The sequence below is a fragment of the Streptomyces solicamelliae genome (assembly GCF_045348655.1).
Classification (GTDB): domain Bacteria; phylum Actinomycetota; class Actinomycetes; order Streptomycetales; family Streptomycetaceae; genus Streptomyces; species Streptomyces solicamelliae.
Genome location: NZ_CP160404.1, coordinates 3783997 through 3801409, shown reverse-complemented (window position 1 = coordinate 3801409; position 17413 = coordinate 3783997). Strand labels below are relative to the sequence as shown.

The following is a 17413-nucleotide window of genomic DNA, read 5'->3' as shown; positions in this document are numbered from 1 at the left end:
GGCACCCCCGTGCGTGCGCCGCGCACAGCAGGAGCGGGTACGTTCGACAACGTGGCTGGATTCAGGATCGGACGCGGCCGGGACAACCGCACCTCGCGACAACACCCGCAGCAGGCACCGCAGTACGGGCGGCAGGCGGCCCCGCCGCCGTACGCGCAGCAGCAGTGGCAGCAGGGCTCGCAGCAGCCGTACGGGGAGCCGGAGTACTTCGGCGACCCGTACCCGCAGCAGGGCGGCCACCCGCCGCGCGGCGGGTACCCGGGCCAGGGCGGCGCGCCCGGCGGCGCGGGCCACGGCGGGCACGGCGGCCACGCGGCGAACAACCCGGGTCACACCCGCGCCTTCAGCATCCACGACGACCCGTACAACGACGGGTCCATGTACCAGGCCGGCGCCGCCCCCGCCGCCCCGGCCGGCCCGCGGCTGTCGTGGAAGCCGCTGCTCAGCGGCATCGTGCTGCGCCCCGGCCCGACGTTCCTGCAGATGCGGGACTACGCGGTGTGGGGCCCGGCGCTGGTCGTCACGTTCCTGTACGGCATGCTGGCGATCTTCGGCTTCGACCAGGCGCGCGAGGAGGCCATCGGCGCGCCGCTGTCGAAGGTGGTGCCGTACGTCCTGATGACCGGTACCGGCTTCGTGATCGGCGGTCTGATCCTGGGCGCCGTGACGCACACGCTGGCCCGCCAGCTGGGCGGCGACGGCTCGTGGCAGCCGACGGTGACCCTGTCGATGATCATCATGTCGCTCACCGACGCGCCGCGTCTGGTGTTCGCCATCTTCCTGGGCGGCGAGAACAGCCTGGTGCAGGTGCTCGGCTGGGTGACGTGGCTGGCGGCGGGCGCGCTGTTCACCTCGATGGTGAGCAAGTCCCACGACCTGCCGTGGCCGAAGGCGCTGGGCGCCTCGGCGATCCAGCTGATCGCGCTGCTCTCGCTGATCAAGCTGGGCACGATCTGACGTTCCTCCGCAACGCAGGCCGCCGCCGACCGGTTCGTCCGGTCGGCGGCGGCCTGTTTCCGTCGTGCGCCTACAGGTCCGAGGTCTGCAGGAGCAGGTTCCGGGAGGTCTTGGAGACCGTCAGGACGTCCTTCACCGCATGCTCGACGACCCACTCCCGGACCGTGTCGGCGTCCGCGGCCGGGTGCGCCGCCTTGTAGAGCGCGGCGACGCCCGCGACGTGCGGGGACGCCATGGACGTCCCGTCGAGGGCCGTGCTGCCGCCGCCGAGGCGGGCGGAGACGATCTGGGCGCCCGGGGCGTAGATCCCCACGCACGGGCCGAAGTTGGAGAAGTCCGCCTCCTGGTCCCGGTGACCGGTGGCGCCCACGGTCAGCACCCGCTCGGCGCTCGCGGGCGAGATCTGGCAGGCGTCGAGCGAGCTGTTGCCCGCGGCGACGACGGGCAGGATGCCCTTGGCGGCCACGGCGTCGGCCGCGTCGTTGACGGCCTGGCTGCGGCCGCCGCCCAGGGAGGCGTTGAGGACGCCGACAGCACCCGCGTCGGCCTGGCGGCCGACATAGTCGAAGCCGGCGATGATGCCCGAGAACGAGCCGCTGCCCTCGCAGTTCAGCACGCGGACGCTGACCAGGTCGACGGCGCGGGCCACGCCGAAGGTCTTCCCGCCGGCCGTGCCCGCCACGTGGGTGCCGTGGCCGTTGCAGTCGGCGCCGTCGCGGCCGTCGCCGATCGCGTCGTAGCCGAAGTACGTGCGGCCGCCGAACTCCGTGTGGCCGTACTCGATGCCGGTGTCCACGACGAAGACGACGGCGCCCCGGCCGTCGGCGTTCACGTCGAAGCGGTTGTCGAGCGGCAGGTACGGCTGGTCGATCCGGTCCAGCCCCCAGCTCTCCGCGACGGCGTTCCGGGACCGGGTGGGCGCGACCTCGACCGTCGCGTCCTCCTCGACGGCCTTGACGCCCGGGGTCCGGCGCACGGCGTCCAGTTGAGCGGGCGTCAGCCGCGCGGCGAAGCCGTCGAGGACGGAGCTGTACGTGTGCAGCGGCGTCACCCCTTGCATCTGCGTCGCGAAGGCGCTCGCGTCCCGGCCGCTCTCGAGGGTGACGATGTACTGGCCCGGGATGGCGTTCGCGGCCGCGCGCAGCGGCGCGGGGGCGGTGGCCCGGGCGGTCGCGTCCGCCGCGGAGGGCGTGGCCGCGAGGAACGGGAGGGCGAGGAGGAGGGCTGCGGAGGCTGCCGACGCTGGCAGGCGCATGGAAGGGTGCTCCGTTCGGGAGGGGACCGCGCGCCGCGGCCGGTGCCGGGCGCGCGTCACAGCCCTGCCAAGCAAGCACGGTGCGACGGTGCGAAAACGTTCCCTCACACCACGACATGGCGAGTCCCCGGAGCCGAACCCGTATGCCGCGCCGGTCGGGTGAGCCGGGCGGCGAGGTGGGGGCGGAGCGCCCCCACGTCGGTGTTCCGCTCAGCCGTAGCGGCGCGGGGTCCAGGTGATCGTGCGGCCGTCGGCGCGTTCGACGGCCTGGGTCTGGGAGGAGCCGATCAGGAGGAGGGTGCGCATGTCGACCTCGGAGGGATCCAGGGTCTTGAGGGTGACCACGCGGACCGACTCCTCGGGGCCGCCGACATCGCGGGCGACCACGACCGGGGTCTGCGGGGCGCGGAGTTCCAGGAGCAGGTCGCGGGCGGCGGCGACCTGGTGGGTACGGGACTTGGAGCCGGGGTTGTACAGGGCGAGGACGAGGTCCGCCTCCGCCGCGGCGCGCAGCCGCTGCGCGATGACGTCCCAGGGCTTGAGGCGGTCGGAGAGCGAGATCGTCGCGTAGTCGTGGCCGAGCGGCGCGCCGGCGGCCGCGGCCGCCGCGTTGGCGGCCGTCACGCCGGGCACCACGCGCACCGGCACGTCCGAGTACGCCGGCTCCGAGGCGACCTCCAGGACCGCCGTGGCCATGGCGAACACGCCCGGGTCGCCGCCGGAGACCACCGCGACGCGGCGGCCGCGGCTGGCCAGGTCGAGCGCGAACTCGGCGCGCTCGGACTCGACCTTGTTGTCCGAGCCGTGCCGCCGCTGACCGGGCCGCAGCACCGGCACCCGGTCCAGGTAGGTGGTGTAGCCGACCAGGTCGTCCGCGTTCTGCAGCACGCCCCGCGACTCCGGGGTGAGCCAGCGTGCCCCGGCCGGGCCGGTCCCGACGACCACGACCTCGCCGCGTTCCCGTACGGGCGGCTCCTGATCGATCCGGGACGGCAGGACGGCCACCGAGAAGTACGGCACCGACTCCGGGTCCACGTCCACGAGCCGGCCGGTCCGCTCGCCCGCCATCGTGGCGCGCTCCACGTACCGCGCGTCCTCCAGCCTGCCCGCGCGCTCCAGGGCCCGCTTGACCGCCGGGAACGTGCGGCCGAGCTTCATCACGACCGCCGAGTCCGTGCCGGCGAGACGGGCCGTCAGCTCCTCCTCCGGCAGTGTGCCGGGGACGATCGTCAGCACCTCCTCGGCCTCGCACAGCGGCTCCCCGAGCCGGGCGGCCGCCGCGCTGACCGAGGTGACGCCGGGGATGACCTCCGTGTCGTAGCGGTGCGCGAGACGCTTGTGCATGTGCTGGTACGAGCCGTAGAACAGCGGGTCGCCCTCGGCGAGCACGGCGACCGTGCGGCCCGCGTCGAGGTGCGCGGCGAGCCGCTCCGACGCCTCCTCGTAGAAGTCGTTCAACGCGCCCCGGTAGCCGCCGGGGTGGTCCGTGGTCTCCACGGTGAGCGGGTACATCAGCCGCTCCTCGACGTGGTCCTCGCGGATGTGCTCCGCGGCGATCGAGCGCGCGATGGAGCGGCCGTGCCGGGCGGAGTGGTACGCGATGACGTCGGCGGCCGCGATGGCCTTCACCGCGGCCACGGTCATCAGGTTCGGGTCGCCGGGGCCGAGACCGACGCCGTACAGCTTGCCGGGGGTGCTCATGCCTGGATCTCCGCTTCGTGGGCGAGGGCGTTGAGGGCGGCCGCGGTCATGGCGCTGCCGCCGCGCCGGCCGCGGACGACCAGGTACTCCAGGCCGAGCTCGCTCGCGGCGAGGGCGTCCTTCGACTCGGCGGCGCCGATGAAGCCGACCGGAATGCCGAGCACGGCCGCCGGGCGGGGCGCGCCCTTCGCGATCATCTCCAGGAGGTGGAAGAGCGCGGTGGGCGCGTTGCCGATGGCGACGACGGAGCCTTCGAGGCGGTCGCGCAGCACCTCGAACGCGGCGGCGCTGCGGGTGGTGCCGAGCTGCGCGGCGAGCTCCGGCACCGCCGGGTCGGACAGCGCGCAGAGCACCTCGTTGTCGGCGGGCAGCCGCTTGCGGGTGACGCCGCTGGCGACCATCTGCGCGTCGCACAGGATCGGCGCGCCGGCCTGCAGCGCGGTGCGGGCGGCGGAGACGACGCCCGGCGAGTAGGCGATGTCCTCGACGAGGTCGGTCATGCCGCAGGCATGGATCATCCGTACCGCGACCTGGCTCACGTCGGCGGGCAGATCCGCGAGATCCGCCTCGGCGCGGATCGTGGCAAAGGACCGGCGGTAGATCTCCGCGCCGTCCTTCTCGTAGTCGAACATCCTGTTGCTCTCGCTCATCTCGTCGTACGGGCCGTGGCGACGGCTTCGGGCAGGGAGGTACGGGGGACGGGGACGCCGTTCACGAGGTAGTCGCCGCCGGCGGTGGCGAGGACGTCGACCCAGTCGCCGTGCGGGTGGCCGCAGCGGCGGTCGCAGCCGGAGAGGTAGACCGGGAGCAGGCCCGCCGCCCCGGCGCTCGCGCGGGCGGCCCGGAGGGCGTCGCCCCGGACGTCCGCGAGGGACTTGGCGCAGCCGGGGCGGCCGGTGCACGCGCCGACGCCCGTCCAGGGCGAGTCGGGGCGGGTGATCAGGCCGTACGCGGCCAGGGCGGGCAGCCGCCCGGCGCCCGCGCCGGTCACGACCACCCCGCGCCAGGGCGTGAGCCGCACCGGGCCGGTGGCCGCCAGCGCCCGCAACTGGCCCGTGGTGAACCGCCCGAGCGGCGCGAGCACGTACAGCGCGTCCGCCCCGAGCACCCCGGGCACGGGCGGCGCGCCCTGCGGGAGCGGCGGCGGTACGGGGACGCGCTCGGCGTCCACGCCCGCGCGGGCGAGCGCGGCGGCGAGGTCGAGGGCCTCGTCCTCGGGCAGCTCCCGTACCCGCCACGCCCCGCTCTCCCGCGCCGCGCGCAGGAAGGCGTCCGAGGCGGCCAGGGCCGCGCGGGGGGCGTCGGCGGCCGCGACGCGGTACGCCTCGTCGCCGACGTGCAGCAGCGCCGTGCCGTCCGGCTCTGCGATCAAGGTCACATCGCCGCCGAGGCCCGCCACGTCGCCGCGGCCGTCGTCGAGGACGAAGAGGAAACGGCCCGAAAGGGACGGGGTCCACTCCTGCGCGCACAGCAGCGTGTCCAGCTCCCCTGCCCACAACTGCACGTCCGCGCAGCCGAGTCCGTCCAGGCCGGCGGCCGGGGAGGCCACGATGTTGCGGATCCGTTCGTGCGCCGCCGAGGGCAGCAGGCCCACGTCCGCCAGGAGCGCCGCCAGCTCCGCCCCACAGCCGTCGCCGAGACCCCGCAGCTCCGCGTTGCCGCGGGACGTGACGGACACCTGCCCGTCGCCGAGCCGGAGCGCCGCGTCGGCCAGAACCTCCAGCTGACGTATCGTCAAACGCCCTGCGGGCAGGCGCAGTCGGGCCAGACGCCCGTCGTCGGCGGGGTGCAGACGCAGCGCCCCGGGGCAGGCGTCGCCTCGGTCCCGTATGAGAGGTTCGCCCGACTCGGGCGAGGTGCGTGGGGTGGGCGGCATGGCGGCGAGCATACCCACGGGAAACCGGCCTTCCACGAGGTGTGATCCGGTCGACTCCGCGGCCCCGCCCGGCCCGCCGCGGCCAGGATCTACTATGCAGACGGCATGGGGTCGAAGGACCCCGGGGAGGAAGCCCGGTGAGATTCCGGCGCGGTCCCGCCACTGTGAGCCGGCCCCCGCCGACACCGGGGGGACGGTGAGTCAGGAACTCCCTGCCGTCCACCAGACCACCCGGGGCGCGGAAACCCCGAGGAAGGCCAGCGCTCGCATGCGAATCCTGCTGCTGTCGCACTCCGACACCGACCTGCTCAGCGCCCGTGCGGCCGGCGGCCCGGTCGAGTACCGCTTCGCCAACCCGTCCCGCCTCCCGGCCGACGACCTGCCGGGTCTGCTGGACGACGCCGACCTCGTCGTCGTCCGCCTCCTCGGCGGCGTCCGCGCCTGGCAGGAGGGGCTCGACACGATCCTCGCCGCCGGAAAGCCGGTCGTCGTCCTGACCGGCGAACAGGCCCCGGACGCCCAGCTCATGAGCGCCTCCACCGTGCCGGTCGGCGTGGCCACCGAGGCGCACGCCTACCTGGCGCACGGCGGCCCGGACAACCTGGAGCAGCTGGCCCGCTTCCTGTCCGACACCGTGCTGCTGACCGGCCACGGCTTCGAGTCCCCGACGGCCGCGCCGACCTGGGGCCCGCTGGACCGTGCGCGGAGGAACGACAGCGGCCCCACCATCGCCGTGCTCTACTACCGCGCCCACCACATGAGCGGCAACACCGCCTTCGTCGGCGCCCTCTGCGACGCGATCGAGGACGCCGGCGCGCAGGCCCTGCCGCTGTACGTGGCGTCCCTGCGCGCCCCCGAGCCGGAGCTGCTCGACCGCCTGAAGGGTGCGGACGCGATCGTCACCACCGTCCTCGCCGCCGGCGGCACCAAGCCCGCCGAGGCGCAGGCCGGCGGCGACGAGGAGGCGTGGGACGCGGGCGCGCTCGCCGCCCTCGACGTGCCCGTCCTGCAGGCGCTGTGCCTGACCGGCTCCCGGGAGGCGTGGGAGGAGAACGACGAGGGTCTCTCCCCGCTGGACGCCGCCAGCCAGGTCGCCGTCCCCGAGTTCGACGGCCGTCTGATCACCGTCCCGTTCTCCTTCAAGGAGATCGACGAGGACGGCCTGCCCGCGTACGTCGCCGACGCCGAGCGCGCCGCCCGCGTCGCCGGCATCGCCGTCCGCCACGCGCGTCTGCGGCACATCCCGAACGCCGAGAAGAAGCTGGCGCTCGTCCTCTCCGCCTACCCGACCAAGCACTCCCGGATCGGCAACGCGGTCGGCCTCGACACCCCGGCCTCCGCGGTCGAGCTGCTCAGGCGCCTGATCGCCGAGGGCTACGACTTCGGCCCGACGGCCGACATCCCCGGCCTGGTCTCCGGCGACGGCGACGAGCTGATCTACGCGCTGATCGAGGCCGGCGGCCACGACCAGGACTGGCTCACCGAGGAGCAGCTGGCCCGGAATCCCGTCCGCATCCCGGCCGCCGACTACAAGCGCTGGTACGCCGAACTCCCCGCCGAACTGCGCGAGCAGGTCGAGGAGCACTGGGGCCCGGCCCCCGGCGAGATGTTCCTCGACCGGTCCCGCAACCCGGAGGGCGACATCGTCCTCGCGGCCCTGCGCCGCGGGAACCTGCTGATCCTCATCCAGCCGCCGCGCGGCTTCGGCGAGAACCCGATCGCGATCTACCACGACCCCGATCTGCCGCCCTCGCACCACTACCTGGCCGCCTACCGGTGGATCGCCGCCCGAGCCGAGGACGGAGGGTTCGGCGCGGACGCAATGGTCCACCTGGGCAAGCACGGCAACCTCGAATGGCTGCCGGGCAAGAACGCGGGCCTGTCCGCGGCGTGCGGCCCGGACGCGGCGCTGGGCGATCTGCCGCTGGTCTACCCGTTCCTCGTCAACGACCCCGGCGAGGGCACCCAGGCCAAGCGGCGCGTCCACGCCACACTCGTCGACCACCTCGTGCCGCCGATGGCGCGCGCCGACTCGTACGGCGACATCGCCCGCCTGGAGCAGCTGCTCGACGAGTACGCGCAGATCAGCAGCATGGACCCGGCGAAGCTGCCGGCGATCCGCGCCCAGATCTGGACGCTGATCCAGGCCGCGAAGCTGGACCACGACCTCGGCATGGACGAGCGGCCCGACGACGACGGCTTCGACGACTTCCTGCTGCACGTCGACGGCTGGCTGTGCGAGGTCAAGGACGCCCAGATCCGCGACGGTCTGCACGTCCTCGGCGGCGCGCCCACCGGCGAGGCCCGGGTGAACCTGGTCCTGTCGATCCTGCGGGCCCGTCAGATCTGGGGCGGCACGCAGGCCCTGCCCGGTCTGCGCGAGGCCCTGGGCCTGGACGAGTCGGCCGCCACCCGCGTCACCGCCGACGAGGCCGAGGCGAAGGCCCGCGAGCTGGTCGAGGCGATGGAGTACGCGGACTGGAACGTCGCCGCGGTGCCCGACGCGTACGGCCCGGAGGTCGCGGCGGTGCTCCGCTTCGCCTGCGAGCAGGTCGTCCCGCGCCTCGCGGCCACCACCGACGAACTCACCCACGCCGTGCACGCCCTGAACGGCGGCTTCGTGCCGGCCGGCCCGTCCGGCTCGCCGCTGCGCGGCCTGGTCAACGTGCTGCCGACCGGCCGCAACTTCTACTCCGTCGACCCGAAGGCCGTGCCGTCCCGGCTCGCCTGGGAGACCGGCCAGGCGCTCGCCGACTCGCTCCTGGAGCGGTACCGCACCGACAACGGCGAGTGGCCGACCTCGGTGGGCCTGTCGCTGTGGGGCACGAGCGCGATGCGCACCGCCGGCGACGACGTCGCCGAGGCGCTGGCGCTGCTCGGCGTCCGCCCGGTGTGGGACGAGGCGTCCCGCCGTGTGAAGGGCCTGGAGGCGGTGCCGCTCGCCGAGCTGGGCCGCCCGCGCGTCGACGTGACCCTCCGCATCTCCGGCTTCTTCCGGGACGCGTTCCCGCACGTCATCGGCCTGCTCGACGACGCCGTCCGGCTGGTCGCCGGGCTTGCCGACGAGTCGGCCGAGGACAACTACGTACGGGCGCACGCGCAGGCCGACCTCGCCGCGCACGGCGACGAGCGCCGCGCCACCACCCGTATCTTCGGCTCCCGTCCGGGCACGTACGGCGCGGGCCTGCTCCAGCTGATCGACTCCCGCGACTGGCGCACCGACGCCGACCTCGCCGAGGTGTACACGGTGTGGGGCGGCTACGCGTACGGCCGCGGCCTCGACGGCCGGCCGGCGCGCGAGGAGATGGAGACGGCGTACAAGCGGATCGCGGTGGCCGCGAAGAACACCGACACCCGCGAGCACGACATCGCCGACTCGGACGACTACTTCCAGTACCACGGCGGCATGGTGGCCACCGTCCGCGCGCTGACCGGCAGCGCGCCGGAGGCGTACATCGGCGACTCCACGCGCCCGGAGACCGTGCGGACGCGGACGCTCGTCGAGGAGACCTCCCGCGTCTTCCGCGCCCGTGTGGTCAACCCGCGCTGGATCGAGGCGATGCGCCGGCACGGCTACAAGGGCGCGTTCGAGCTGGCGGCGACCGTCGACTACCTCTTCGGGTACGACGCCACGACAGGTGTGGTCGCCGACTGGATGTACGACAAGCTCACCCAGGAGTACGTCCTCGACGAGACCAACCAGGCCTTCCTGAAGGAGGCCAACCCCTGGGCCCTGCACGGCATCGCGGAGCGCCTGCTCGAGGCGGAGTCGCGGGGGATGTGGGAGAAGCCGGACCCGGAGATCCTGGCCGCCCTGCGCCAGGTGTTCCTGGAGACGGAGGGAGACCTGGAAGGGGCTGCGGGTTCCTCGGACGACTAGGACTTGTCCGGCCGATCATGTGCGGAGCCAGATGGTGAGGGCTGCGGCGGTGGCGGTGCCCAGGTAGACGTAGCGGCGCTTGTCGTAGCGCGTGGCTACCGCCCGGTGCTGCTTGAGCCGGTTGATGGCGCGCTCGACGGTGTTGCGTTTCTTGTACCGCTCTTCGTCGAAGCCGGGTGGCCGCCCGCCACGTGAGCCCTTGCGTAGGCGGGCGGCCTGGCTGTCGGCCTTCTCCGGGATCGTGTGCCGGATAGCTCGGCGCCGTAGGTACTCACGACAGGGCCCGTTGCTGTATGCCTTGTCGGCGGCGACGCTGTCGGGCTTCTTGCGGGGCCTGCCCGGCCCGATCTTCGGGACGCGGACCTTCTCCAGCACCGGTTTGAACTGTGTGCAGTCCGCCCGCTGACCTGGTGTGACGATCAAAGACAGAGGGCGGCAGCGGCCGTCCGCGCTCAGGTGGATCTTGGTGGTGAACCCGCCCCTCGAGCGGCCCAGGCCCTCGCCTCCAGCACCACCTCCACCAGGCGGGCGTACAGGCTCTGCCACGGCGTCTCGTCCTGATGTTCTGGCCCTTCGGCCCCCTTTGAAGCGAGGGCGGCGGCGGGTCGGTGCGGGCACCCGCCGCATGCTGATGCGCACGAACGATGGTGGAGTCGACCGAGACGTCCCAGTCGATCTCGCCTGCGGCGTCGGCCGCGGCCTGGACCTGCTGGAGCAGACGCTCCCACGTGCCGTCGGCCGACCACAGCCGGTGCCGTTCGTAGACGGTCTTCCACGGCCCGAACCGTTCAGGGAGGTCACGCCACTGCACGCCGGTCCGCACCCGGTGCAGAATCCCGTCGATCACCTGCCGGTGATCCCGCCACCGGCCACAACGCCTGTTGCTGACCGGCAGGAACGGCCGCAGCTGTTCCCACTCGACATCCGTCAGATCACCCCGCCCCATGCCCCCATCAACGGGCTGGACACGGAGTGGTCACCAGCGCGACCGGACAGGTCCTAACCGGATGGTCGGATCGCGGCGAACCGCGCGCTCATGGTGGGACCAAGGTGGTTGACAAGGCCGTATCCGGGCTGGTCCGGCCACGGCAGACTGAAGAGGAACGAGGTGACAATCACCTTGGTCACTTCGGGGACGTCGAGCCGAAGCTGCTCTTCCAGGAACCGCAGCGTGACACGCCAGTCTGTCTCATCCCCGCCGAGGAACGACGCGACGGTCTCCTGAACGACATCCCAGAAGAACACGTGGGACAGGACACCGTGCTCGTTGAAGACGTGAGCATCAAACAGGTCCTCGAAGCCCGGCGAGGCCGCCACCAAGTCCCGCACCAACTGAACATCCCGCTCCACAGCACCCCTCCCTGGCCGCTCAGGATAGATCCACTCCGGCTCCGAACATGATCGGCCGGACAAGTCCTAGGCGCCGACCGGCACCGGGGCCGTCAGTTCCAGACGGCGGCCCCGGAAGCCTTCGCGGATCCGGCGGTCGTGGGTGACGATCACGAGGGTGCCGGGGTAGAGCGCCAGGGCCGCCTCCAGTTCCTCCACCAGGCCGGGGGCCAGGTGGTTCGTCGGCTCGTCGAGCAGCAGCAGGTCGACCGTAGTGGGGGTCCCCCCGGACGAAGTCCGGGGGAGGGCCACGAGACGGGCCAGCTCCAGCTTCCGCCGCTGTCCGGTCGAGAGCTCGCGCACGGGGGTGGCGAGGTCTCCGGCCGCGAACAGCCCGAGCGAGAGCAGCTCGTCCGTCCGGTCCGCGCCGAACGCCTCCGCGACCGTGCGAGGGTCGTCGGGCGCGGCGGTGTCCTGCCGGAGCAGGCCGACCCGGGCCGGAGGCGGGGCGGTCACCGTGCCGCCGTCCGGGGCGAGTTCGCCGGCGAGGACCTTGAGCAGGGTGGACTTGCCCGCGCCGTTCGGGCCGGTGACGAGGAGCCGTTCGCCCGGTGCGAGCTCCAGTGCGTCCAGGCGCAGCCGCCCCTCGACGCGTACGCCGGTCAGCGCGACCGGCGCGCCCGCGCCCGCCAGGTCCGCGCGGAAGCGCAGCGGCTCCGGCGGCGCGGCGACCGGGTGCTCGGTGAGCCGCCGCTGCTGCTCGCGGGCGGCGCGGATCCGGCTCATCGCGCCGTGCGCCCGTGACCGGGCGCGGAAGGCGCCCGCGCCGCTGAACGAGGCCGGGGCCTTGCGGGGGATGGCGGTGAAGCGGTCGATGTTGGTGTCGGCCATGGCCGAGTACCGGGCGAGCTCCGTCCTCCACTCCTCGTACTCCCGCTCCCAGCGGGCACGGGCGGCGGCGCGGCCGGTCAGATAGCCGGCGTACCCGTTGCCGTACCGGCGCACGGTGTGCCGTTCGTGGTCCACCTCCAGGACGGCCGAGGTGACCCGGTCCAGGAAGACCCGGTCGTGGGTGACGGCGACGACCGTGCCCCGGTGGGCGCGCAGCCGCTCCTCCAGCCAGGCCACGGCCTCGTCGTCGAGGTCGTTGGTCGGCTCGTCGAGCAGCAGCAGTTCGGGGTCGGCGGCCAGGGTCGCGGCGAGCGCGAGCCGGGAGCGCTGTCCGCCGGAGAGGGTGCCGAGGGGGCGGGCTCGGTCGAGCGGGGAGGGCTCGCCGAGCCGCCGCAGCGTCGTGTCGACGCGCCGGTCGGCGTCGGCGCCGCCGCGCGCCTCGTACGCGGCGAGCAGGGCGGCGTACGAGGCGAGGGCGTCGTCGAGGTCGCCGGTCGCGTCGAGCGCGGCCTCGGCCTCGCGGATGCGCCGCTCCAGCTCCCGTACACCGGCGAGGGCGAGGTCGATGGCCGCGCCGACGGTCGCGGTGCCGGGCAGGTCCAGGGTCTGGGCGAGGTGGCCCAGGCCGCCGGGGGACTCGACGGTCACGGTCCCGTTGTCCGGCTGCTCCAGGCCGGCGAGCAGCCGGAGCAGCGTGGACTTGCCGGAGCCGTTGTCGCCGACGACGCCGACGCGCTCGCCCGAGCGGACGGAGAGGGCGACCCGGTCGAGGACGAGCCGGGTGTCGTAGCGCTTCGTGACGTCGGTGAGTTGGACGCGGAACAAGGGCGACTCCTGTGGTCGACGACAGGGATGCTCAGGCGAGACGATGCGTCTCGTTTCGCTTCGAAGACCGTACAGCAGGAGGAGTGCGCCCGCAAGACGCTACGTCTCGTTGGATTCGGCGGGGTCAGGCGGAGAGCGTCCGCAGGGCGAGGGCCGCCACCGCGAGCAGCGTGATCACGACGACCGGGGCCACCGCGAAGTCCTTCTTGCGCAGGTGGAAGAAGAGCGCGCCGACGAAGTAGAGGGCGACGCCGACGGCCGCCGCGCCGCCGAGCAGCGGGACCGCGAGCCCGGCGAGCAGGCCGATCGCGCCCGCGGCCTTGGCGGTGGCGAGCCAGGGCAGCCAGGTCTCGGGCACGTCCAGCTTGGTCATGCTGCCCACGATCTGCGGGTTCCTGGTGAAGGTCAGGAAGGCGGAGGCGGACAGGGCGAACGCCAGCAGGACGGCGACGGAGGCATAGCCGATGAACATGGGGATACTCCAACGTGGTCAATGGTCTGGGGACGAAAACCGTTGACGACTATAAACGATTCCCCCGGCTCCACAATGGGCCCGCTGCTACGGTGGGAGCCATGGCAGCAGCTGACTCCCCCGACCGCCTCGGCTTCCTCCTCTCGTACCGGGGAGAGCTCACCGCCGCCCGCATCCGCGCGGCTCTCGCCGTCGCGGGGCTGCACCCGAGGAACGCCATGACCCTGATGCGGCTGGCCCCCGGGGCCATGAGCCAGCGGGACCTGGCCACCGCGCTGGAGGTCGACCCCAGCCAGCTCGTCGCGATCCTCAACGACCTGGAGGGCTCCGGGCTCTGCGAGCGGCGCCGCGACCCGGCGGACCGGCGGCGGCACATCGTGGAGATCACCGGCGCGGGCACGGCGGCGCTCGACCAGGTCGACGCGGCGGTGAGCGAGGCGGAGCGGGAGCTCTTCGCCAACCTGACGACGGACGAGCAGGACGTACTGCGCGGCCTGCTGGACCGGGTCGTGGTGGACCGCGGCAACCACGAGTGCGGGGCGGAGTAGGGCGCGGGGGCCGGTGTGACGATTTTCGGCCCGCGCCGACCTCTCTTTCGATTGTTCTAGTAGAGTGCGAACAACTCGAACTAGGGGAGGGTTGCCGATGACCTCGGACACGACACGCCGGATCCGACTCCCGCTGCTGGCCGCACTGCCGTTCGCGCTCGCGCTCGCGGCGTACGCGGCGGTGCTCGCCACCTGGTGGGGGCGGCTGCCCGACCCGGTGGCCACGCACTTCTCCGGCGTCGACGGCCGCGCGGACGGCTGGACGCCGCGGACGGGCGTGGCCGCGATCGGCGCGGTGCTGCTGTGCGCGGCGGGCGTCGCCTGGACCGTGTTCGCGCGCCGGCGGGTGCTGGCGGGCGCGTGGGCGACGGCCGGCTTCCTGGGCGTCCTGCTGGTGCTGATGCTGCGCGACAACCTGGACGCGGCCGATGCGCAGGTCGTCACCTCGCCGCTGGTCAACCTGGCCGTGGCGGCGGGCGCCGCGGGGCTCGCGGCGCTCGTGGGGTGGGCGGCGAGCCGGCTCGTACCGGAGGAGGCGCGGCCCGCGGCCGAGGACGGGGAGCCGTACGAGCAACTGCCCCTGGGGCCGGGCGAGGTGGCGGGCTGGTCCCGCGACACCGGCTCGGGGGTGCTGGCCGCGCTGAGTGCGGTGACGTTGCTCGCCGGCCTGGTGGCCCTGGTCCTGGCCCCGTGGCCCGTGGCCCTGATCCCGCTGCTGGTCGGGGTGCCGGGGCTGGCGCTCGCCCGGGTGCGGGTGACGGCGGACCGGCGCGGGCTGACCGTCGCGCCGGCGCTGGCCGGGCGGCCCCGGATCCGCGTGCCGCTCGACGACGTCGAGGGCGCGAGCGTGCGGGACGTGGACCCCGTGGCGGACTTCGGGGGCTGGGGCTACCGGGTCCGCGCGCACCGCACCGGTGTGGTGCTGCGTGCGGGCGAGGCGCTGGTCGTACGGCGGGCGGGCGGCCGGGAGTTCGCGGTCACCGTGGCGGACGCGCGGACGGCGGCGGCGTTGTTGAACACGCTGGTGGCGCGGCGGGAAGGTCGATGACGTGCTGTTCCGAGTAGACCCCGCCTCCGCGGTACCGCTGGGCGACCAGATCGCCGCCTGCGTGCGCGCCGCGCTCGCCGACGGCGCCGCCGAGCCGGGTGAACGGCTGCCGGCGGCACGCCAGTTGGCGGACTCCCTGGGCGTGAACGTCCACACCGTCCTCCGCGGCTACCAGCGGCTGCGGGAGGAGGGCCTCATCGAACTCCGCCGCGGCCGGGGCGCGGTCATCGTCCCCGGCGCGACCGCTCCGGCCCGCGCGCGTCTTGTGGAGAGGGTGCGGGAAGTGGTGGCGGAGGCGCGGGAGTTGGGGGTGGGGGAGGAGGAGCTGGTGGCGTTGGTGCGGGCGGAGTCGGAGTAGGTGCCGGCGTAAGTCCGTGGTGCGCACCGCGGGTGCGGGCGGAGCCGGCGTAAGTCCGTGGTGCATGCCCCGGGTGCGGGCGGAGTCGGCGTAAGTCCGTGGTGCGTGCCCCGGGTGCGGGCGGAGTCCGCGTAAGTCCGTGGTGCGTGCCCCGGGTGCGGGCGGAGCCGGCGTAAGTCCGTGGTGCGTGCCGCGGGTGCCGTTCCGGGGGGCGGCGTCCGGGACTGCATGATTTACGGCGCGTGCGGGGCCTCCGTGTTGCGTGCTCTTTCTCGTGCGCCACAAATCACGCTTTACGTCCCGGACACCACCCCCCTCCACGGCCCCCGCTCCCGTGTGTCGTCGGCTTTCCCCTCATCCTGCGAGGGGTTCGCCCAGGTGGAGGTTCCAGCGGCCCGCTCGGCCCGAGAGGTGGGTGGCGGTGAGGGGGCGTGCGTCCAGGCGCCACAGGGCCGTGTCGTCCAACGTCAGCGCGTGGACGACCGCCGCTCGCAGGACGTCCGGTTCCACCACCGCCAGTACCCGCCCGGGCTCCAGGCCGTCCAGCCACACGCCGACCCGTTCCCGTACCGCCCGCAGCGACTCGCCGCCGTGCGGGGCCGCCGACGGGTCGGACAGCCAGGCCGCCACCGCCGGCCCCTCCTCCGCCGCCACCGCGTCCAGCCGCCGCCCCGCCCAGCGCCCCATCGCGCAGCCCGCGAGCGCCGCGCGCGGCTCGGCCGCCGCGCCCAGGCCCAGCGCCCGCGCCGTCTCACGGCAGCGCTCCGACGGCGAGATCCGCACCCGCGCGCCCCCGGCGCGCAACCCCCCGGCCACCGCCTCCGCCTCCGCGCGCCCCGCCGGGTCCAGGGGCGCGTCCGCGAACCGTGCCTCGCGGAGCGCGGAGTTGAGCGCGGGCGCGATCAGGGTCAGCCGTACCGTCATCGTGATACATCCCTCACGGCCTTGGCGGCGACCGTCCGTCGCGGTACGGTCACCGCGACAATTCGACAAATCGACGACGGCGAGACGGAAGTCCGGTGCAACTCCGGCACGGTCGCGCCACTGTGAGCCGCCCCCAGGGACGGTGAGTCAGACCCGCGGACCGTCGTCGCGCACCACCGTATGGGACGCGAGCTCCCGAGGAGGTTCCACCATGGCCGAGGCCGTCGCCCCCGCCGCTTCCACCCCTTCCGTCGCCGTACCGGCTGCCATTCCGGTCCGCGCCGTTCTGCCCTGGGCCGTCTTCGGCGGTCTGCTCATGCTGATCGCCCTCTACTTCGTCGGCGCCGAGCAGGGCGCCGTCTCCGTCTTCGCGGGCGCCGACGTGCACGAGTTCGTGCACGACGGCCGCCACCTGCTCGGCTTCCCCTGCCACTGAGGGGCGGCGAGCACGTGCACGGTTCCACCGTCAGAAATCTGCTGGTCCGCGGCATGCTCGCGGGCCTGATCGCCGGACTGTTCGCCTTCGCCGTCGCGTACGTCGCGGGCGAGCCGTCCGTCGACGCCTCGATCGCGGTCGAGGAGGCGGCGGCCGCCAAGGAGGCCGCCGCCCACCCGGGCCACCACGAGGAGGAGGCCGAACTCGTCAGCCGGACCGTCCAGTCGACGGCCGGCCTGGCGACCGGCGTCCTCGTCTACGGCGTCGCGCTCGGCGGCATCGCCGCCCTCGCGTACTGCTTCCTGGCCGGCCGCGTCGGCCGGTTCACCCCGCGCGCGACCGCGGCGCTCACCGCCGGGGCCGCGTTCGTCACCGTCTATCTGGTGCCGTTCCTGAAGTACCCGGCGACCCCGCCGGCCGTCGGGAACCCGGACACCATCGGGAAGCGCACCACGCTCTTCTTCCTGATGATCCTGCTGAGCGTGCTGCTCGGCGTCGCCGCGACGATGCTCGGCCGCCGCCTCGCACCGCGCCTCGGCAACTGGAACGCCACTCTCGTCGCCCTCGCCGGCTTCGTCGTCGCGGTCGTGCTCGCCTGCGCGGTCCTGCCCGGCAACGAGGACGCGGTGGCGGAGGGCTTCCCGGCGGCGGTCCTGTGGGACTTCCGGCTGGCGGCCCTGGCGGTCCAGGCCACGCTGTGGGCGGTGTTCGCCGCCGCCTTCGGATACCTCGCGGACCGGGTCGCCGGTCGGATGGTGCGCTCCTAGACTGGCCGAGCCCGTGCAAGCACGACAAAGGGAGACGAACCCCATGTCCAAGCGAGGCAACAAGCGGCGCGCGCGCAAGAAGAGGAAGGCGAACCACGGCAAGCGTCCCAACGCCTGACCGTCGGAGCCGAAGAAGGCGAAAACGC

At 73.8% G+C, this 17413-nt stretch carries 16 protein-coding genes, 1 pseudogene and 2 riboswitches; of the genes and pseudogenes, 8 read left to right on the top strand and 9 right to left on the bottom strand.

Annotation, left to right across the window (positions count from 1 at the left end; all coding sequences use genetic code 11):
* Positions 1–51 precede the first annotated feature (51 nt).
* The gene (locus ABZO31_RS17695) at positions 52–957 is read left to right on the top strand and encodes a Yip1 family protein (protein WP_406862197.1); all 906 of its coding nucleotides are present in this window, start codon (positions 52–54) and stop codon (positions 955–957) included.
* 70 nt (positions 958–1027) lie between these two features.
* Here the strand turns inward: ABZO31_RS17695 and ABZO31_RS17690 are convergent, their stop codons facing one another.
* From ABZO31_RS17690 to ABZO31_RS17675, 4 genes are all read right to left on the bottom strand, one after another.
* Positions 1028–2212: a S8 family peptidase gene (locus ABZO31_RS17690; RefSeq protein WP_406862196.1), complete on the bottom strand. Its 1185-nt coding sequence runs from the start codon at positions 2210–2212 to the stop codon at positions 1028–1030.
* Between the two features lie 210 nt (positions 2213–2422).
* Entirely contained in the window at positions 2423–3913 is a 1491-nt protein-coding gene (locus ABZO31_RS17685) for a precorrin-2 C(20)-methyltransferase (protein WP_406862195.1), read from the bottom strand.
* Positions 3910–4563: a precorrin-8X methylmutase gene (locus tag ABZO31_RS17680; protein ID WP_406862194.1), complete on the bottom strand. Its 654-nt coding sequence runs from the start codon at positions 4561–4563 to the stop codon at positions 3910–3912. Before ABZO31_RS17680 ends, ABZO31_RS17685 begins: the two co-directional genes overlap by 4 nt.
* On the bottom strand, positions 4560–5801 hold the full coding sequence (locus ABZO31_RS17675) for a cobalamin biosynthesis protein CobG (RefSeq protein ID WP_406865385.1): 1242 nt from the start codon (positions 5799–5801) through the stop codon (positions 4560–4562). Before ABZO31_RS17675 ends, ABZO31_RS17680 begins: the two co-directional genes overlap by 4 nt.
* Before the next feature lie 75 nt (positions 5802–5876).
* A riboswitch (cobalamin riboswitch) is annotated at positions 5877–6021 on the top strand.
* 36 nt (positions 6022–6057) lie between these two features.
* Here ABZO31_RS17675 and cobN point away from each other — a divergent pair.
* Positions 6058–9669 (top strand): cobaltochelatase subunit CobN, encoded by a 3612-nt coding sequence (cobN, locus tag ABZO31_RS17670; protein ID WP_406862193.1) that lies wholly within the window; start codon positions 6058–6060, stop codon positions 9667–9669.
* A gap of 15 nt (positions 9670–9684) precedes the next feature.
* Here the strand turns inward: cobN and ABZO31_RS17665 are convergent.
* From ABZO31_RS17665 to ABZO31_RS17650, 4 genes and pseudogenes are all read right to left on the bottom strand, one after another.
* A pseudogene (locus ABZO31_RS17665) lies at positions 9685–10615 on the bottom strand (IS5 family transposase).
* A gap of 53 nt (positions 10616–10668) precedes the next feature.
* A complete protein-coding gene (locus ABZO31_RS17660) occupies positions 10669–11019 on the bottom strand; it encodes a hypothetical protein (RefSeq protein WP_406858773.1) in 351 nt (116 codons plus the stop codon).
* Between the two features lie 66 nt (positions 11020–11085).
* Positions 11086–12759, bottom strand: coding sequence for a ribosomal protection-like ABC-F family protein (gene abc-f / locus ABZO31_RS17655; protein WP_406865384.1), 1674 nt, complete (start codon positions 12757–12759; stop codon positions 11086–11088).
* A gap of 79 nt (positions 12760–12838) precedes the next feature.
* Positions 12839–13186, bottom strand: a complete 348-nt coding sequence (locus ABZO31_RS17650; protein WP_406862192.1) for a DoxX family protein — start codon at positions 13184–13186, stop codon at positions 12839–12841.
* A gap of 101 nt (positions 13187–13287) precedes the next feature.
* Here ABZO31_RS17650 and ABZO31_RS17645 point away from each other — a divergent pair, with 101 nt between their 5' ends.
* From ABZO31_RS17645 to ABZO31_RS17635, 3 genes are all read left to right on the top strand, one after another.
* Positions 13288–13734, top strand: coding sequence for a MarR family winged helix-turn-helix transcriptional regulator (locus ABZO31_RS17645; RefSeq protein ID WP_406862191.1), 447 nt, complete (start codon positions 13288–13290; stop codon positions 13732–13734).
* Positions 13735–13831: 97 nt separating this feature from the next.
* Positions 13832–14782: a DUF1648 domain-containing protein gene (locus tag ABZO31_RS17640; protein ID WP_406862190.1), complete on the top strand. Its 951-nt coding sequence runs from the start codon at positions 13832–13834 to the stop codon at positions 14780–14782.
* Between the two features lies 1 nt (position 14783).
* A complete protein-coding gene (locus tag ABZO31_RS17635; protein ID WP_406862189.1) occupies positions 14784–15140 on the top strand; it encodes a GntR family transcriptional regulator in 357 nt (118 codons plus the stop codon).
* A 354-nt stretch (positions 15141–15494) separates the two neighbouring features.
* On the opposite strand, the gene ABZO31_RS17630 is transcribed toward ABZO31_RS17635, so the two are convergent.
* Positions 15495–16064 carry a histidine phosphatase family protein gene (locus ABZO31_RS17630; protein WP_406862188.1) on the bottom strand — a complete coding sequence of 190 codons (570 nt, stop codon included), beginning with the start codon at positions 16062–16064 and terminating at the stop codon, positions 15495–15497.
* 30 nt (positions 16065–16094) lie between these two features.
* Positions 16095–16243: riboswitch (cobalamin riboswitch) on the top strand.
* Positions 16244–16275: 32 nt separating this feature from the next.
* Between ABZO31_RS17630 and ABZO31_RS17625 the strand changes: the two genes are divergently transcribed.
* From ABZO31_RS17625 to ABZO31_RS17615, 3 genes are read left to right on the top strand one after another with little or no spacing between them, the layout of a single operon-like run.
* Entirely contained in the window at positions 16276–16500 is a 225-nt protein-coding gene (locus ABZO31_RS17625) for a CbtB domain-containing protein (RefSeq protein ID WP_406862187.1), read from the top strand.
* Positions 16501–16514: 14 nt separating this feature from the next.
* Positions 16515–17267, top strand: a complete 753-nt coding sequence (locus ABZO31_RS17620) for a CbtA family protein (protein WP_406862186.1) — start codon at positions 16515–16517, stop codon at positions 17265–17267.
* Between the two features lie 43 nt (positions 17268–17310).
* Positions 17311–17385 (top strand): 50S ribosomal protein bL37, encoded by a 75-nt coding sequence (locus ABZO31_RS17615; RefSeq protein ID WP_106430099.1) that lies wholly within the window; start codon positions 17311–17313, stop codon positions 17383–17385.
* Positions 17386–17413 lie beyond the last annotated feature (28 nt).

Coding starts and splice junctions, on each gene's coding strand:
- ABZO31_RS17690 (WP_406862196.1), bottom strand. CDS start 2,212: ATGCGCCTGCCAGCGTCGGCAGCCTCCGCAGCCCTCCTCCTCGCCCTC.
- ABZO31_RS17685 (WP_406862195.1), bottom strand. CDS start 3,913: ATGAGCACCCCCGGCAAGCTGTACGGCGTCGGTCTCGGCCCCGGCGAC.
- ABZO31_RS17680 (WP_406862194.1), bottom strand. CDS start 4,563: ATGAGCGAGAGCAACAGGATGTTCGACTACGAGAAGGACGGCGCGGAG.
- ABZO31_RS17675 (WP_406865385.1), bottom strand. CDS start 5,801: ATGCTCGCCGCCATGCCGCCCACCCCACGCACCTCGCCCGAGTCGGGC.
- cobN (WP_406862193.1), top strand. CDS start 6,058: ATGCGAATCCTGCTGCTGTCGCACTCCGACACCGACCTGCTCAGCGCC.
- ABZO31_RS17650 (WP_406862192.1), bottom strand. CDS start 13,186: ATGTTCATCGGCTATGCCTCCGTCGCCGTCCTGCTGGCGTTCGCCCTG.
- ABZO31_RS17645 (WP_406862191.1), top strand. CDS start 13,288: ATGGCAGCAGCTGACTCCCCCGACCGCCTCGGCTTCCTCCTCTCGTAC.
- ABZO31_RS17640 (WP_406862190.1), top strand. CDS start 13,832: ATGACCTCGGACACGACACGCCGGATCCGACTCCCGCTGCTGGCCGCA.
- ABZO31_RS17630 (WP_406862188.1), bottom strand. CDS start 16,064: ATGACGGTACGGCTGACCCTGATCGCGCCCGCGCTCAACTCCGCGCTC.
- ABZO31_RS17625 (WP_406862187.1), top strand. CDS start 16,276: ATGGCCGAGGCCGTCGCCCCCGCCGCTTCCACCCCTTCCGTCGCCGTA.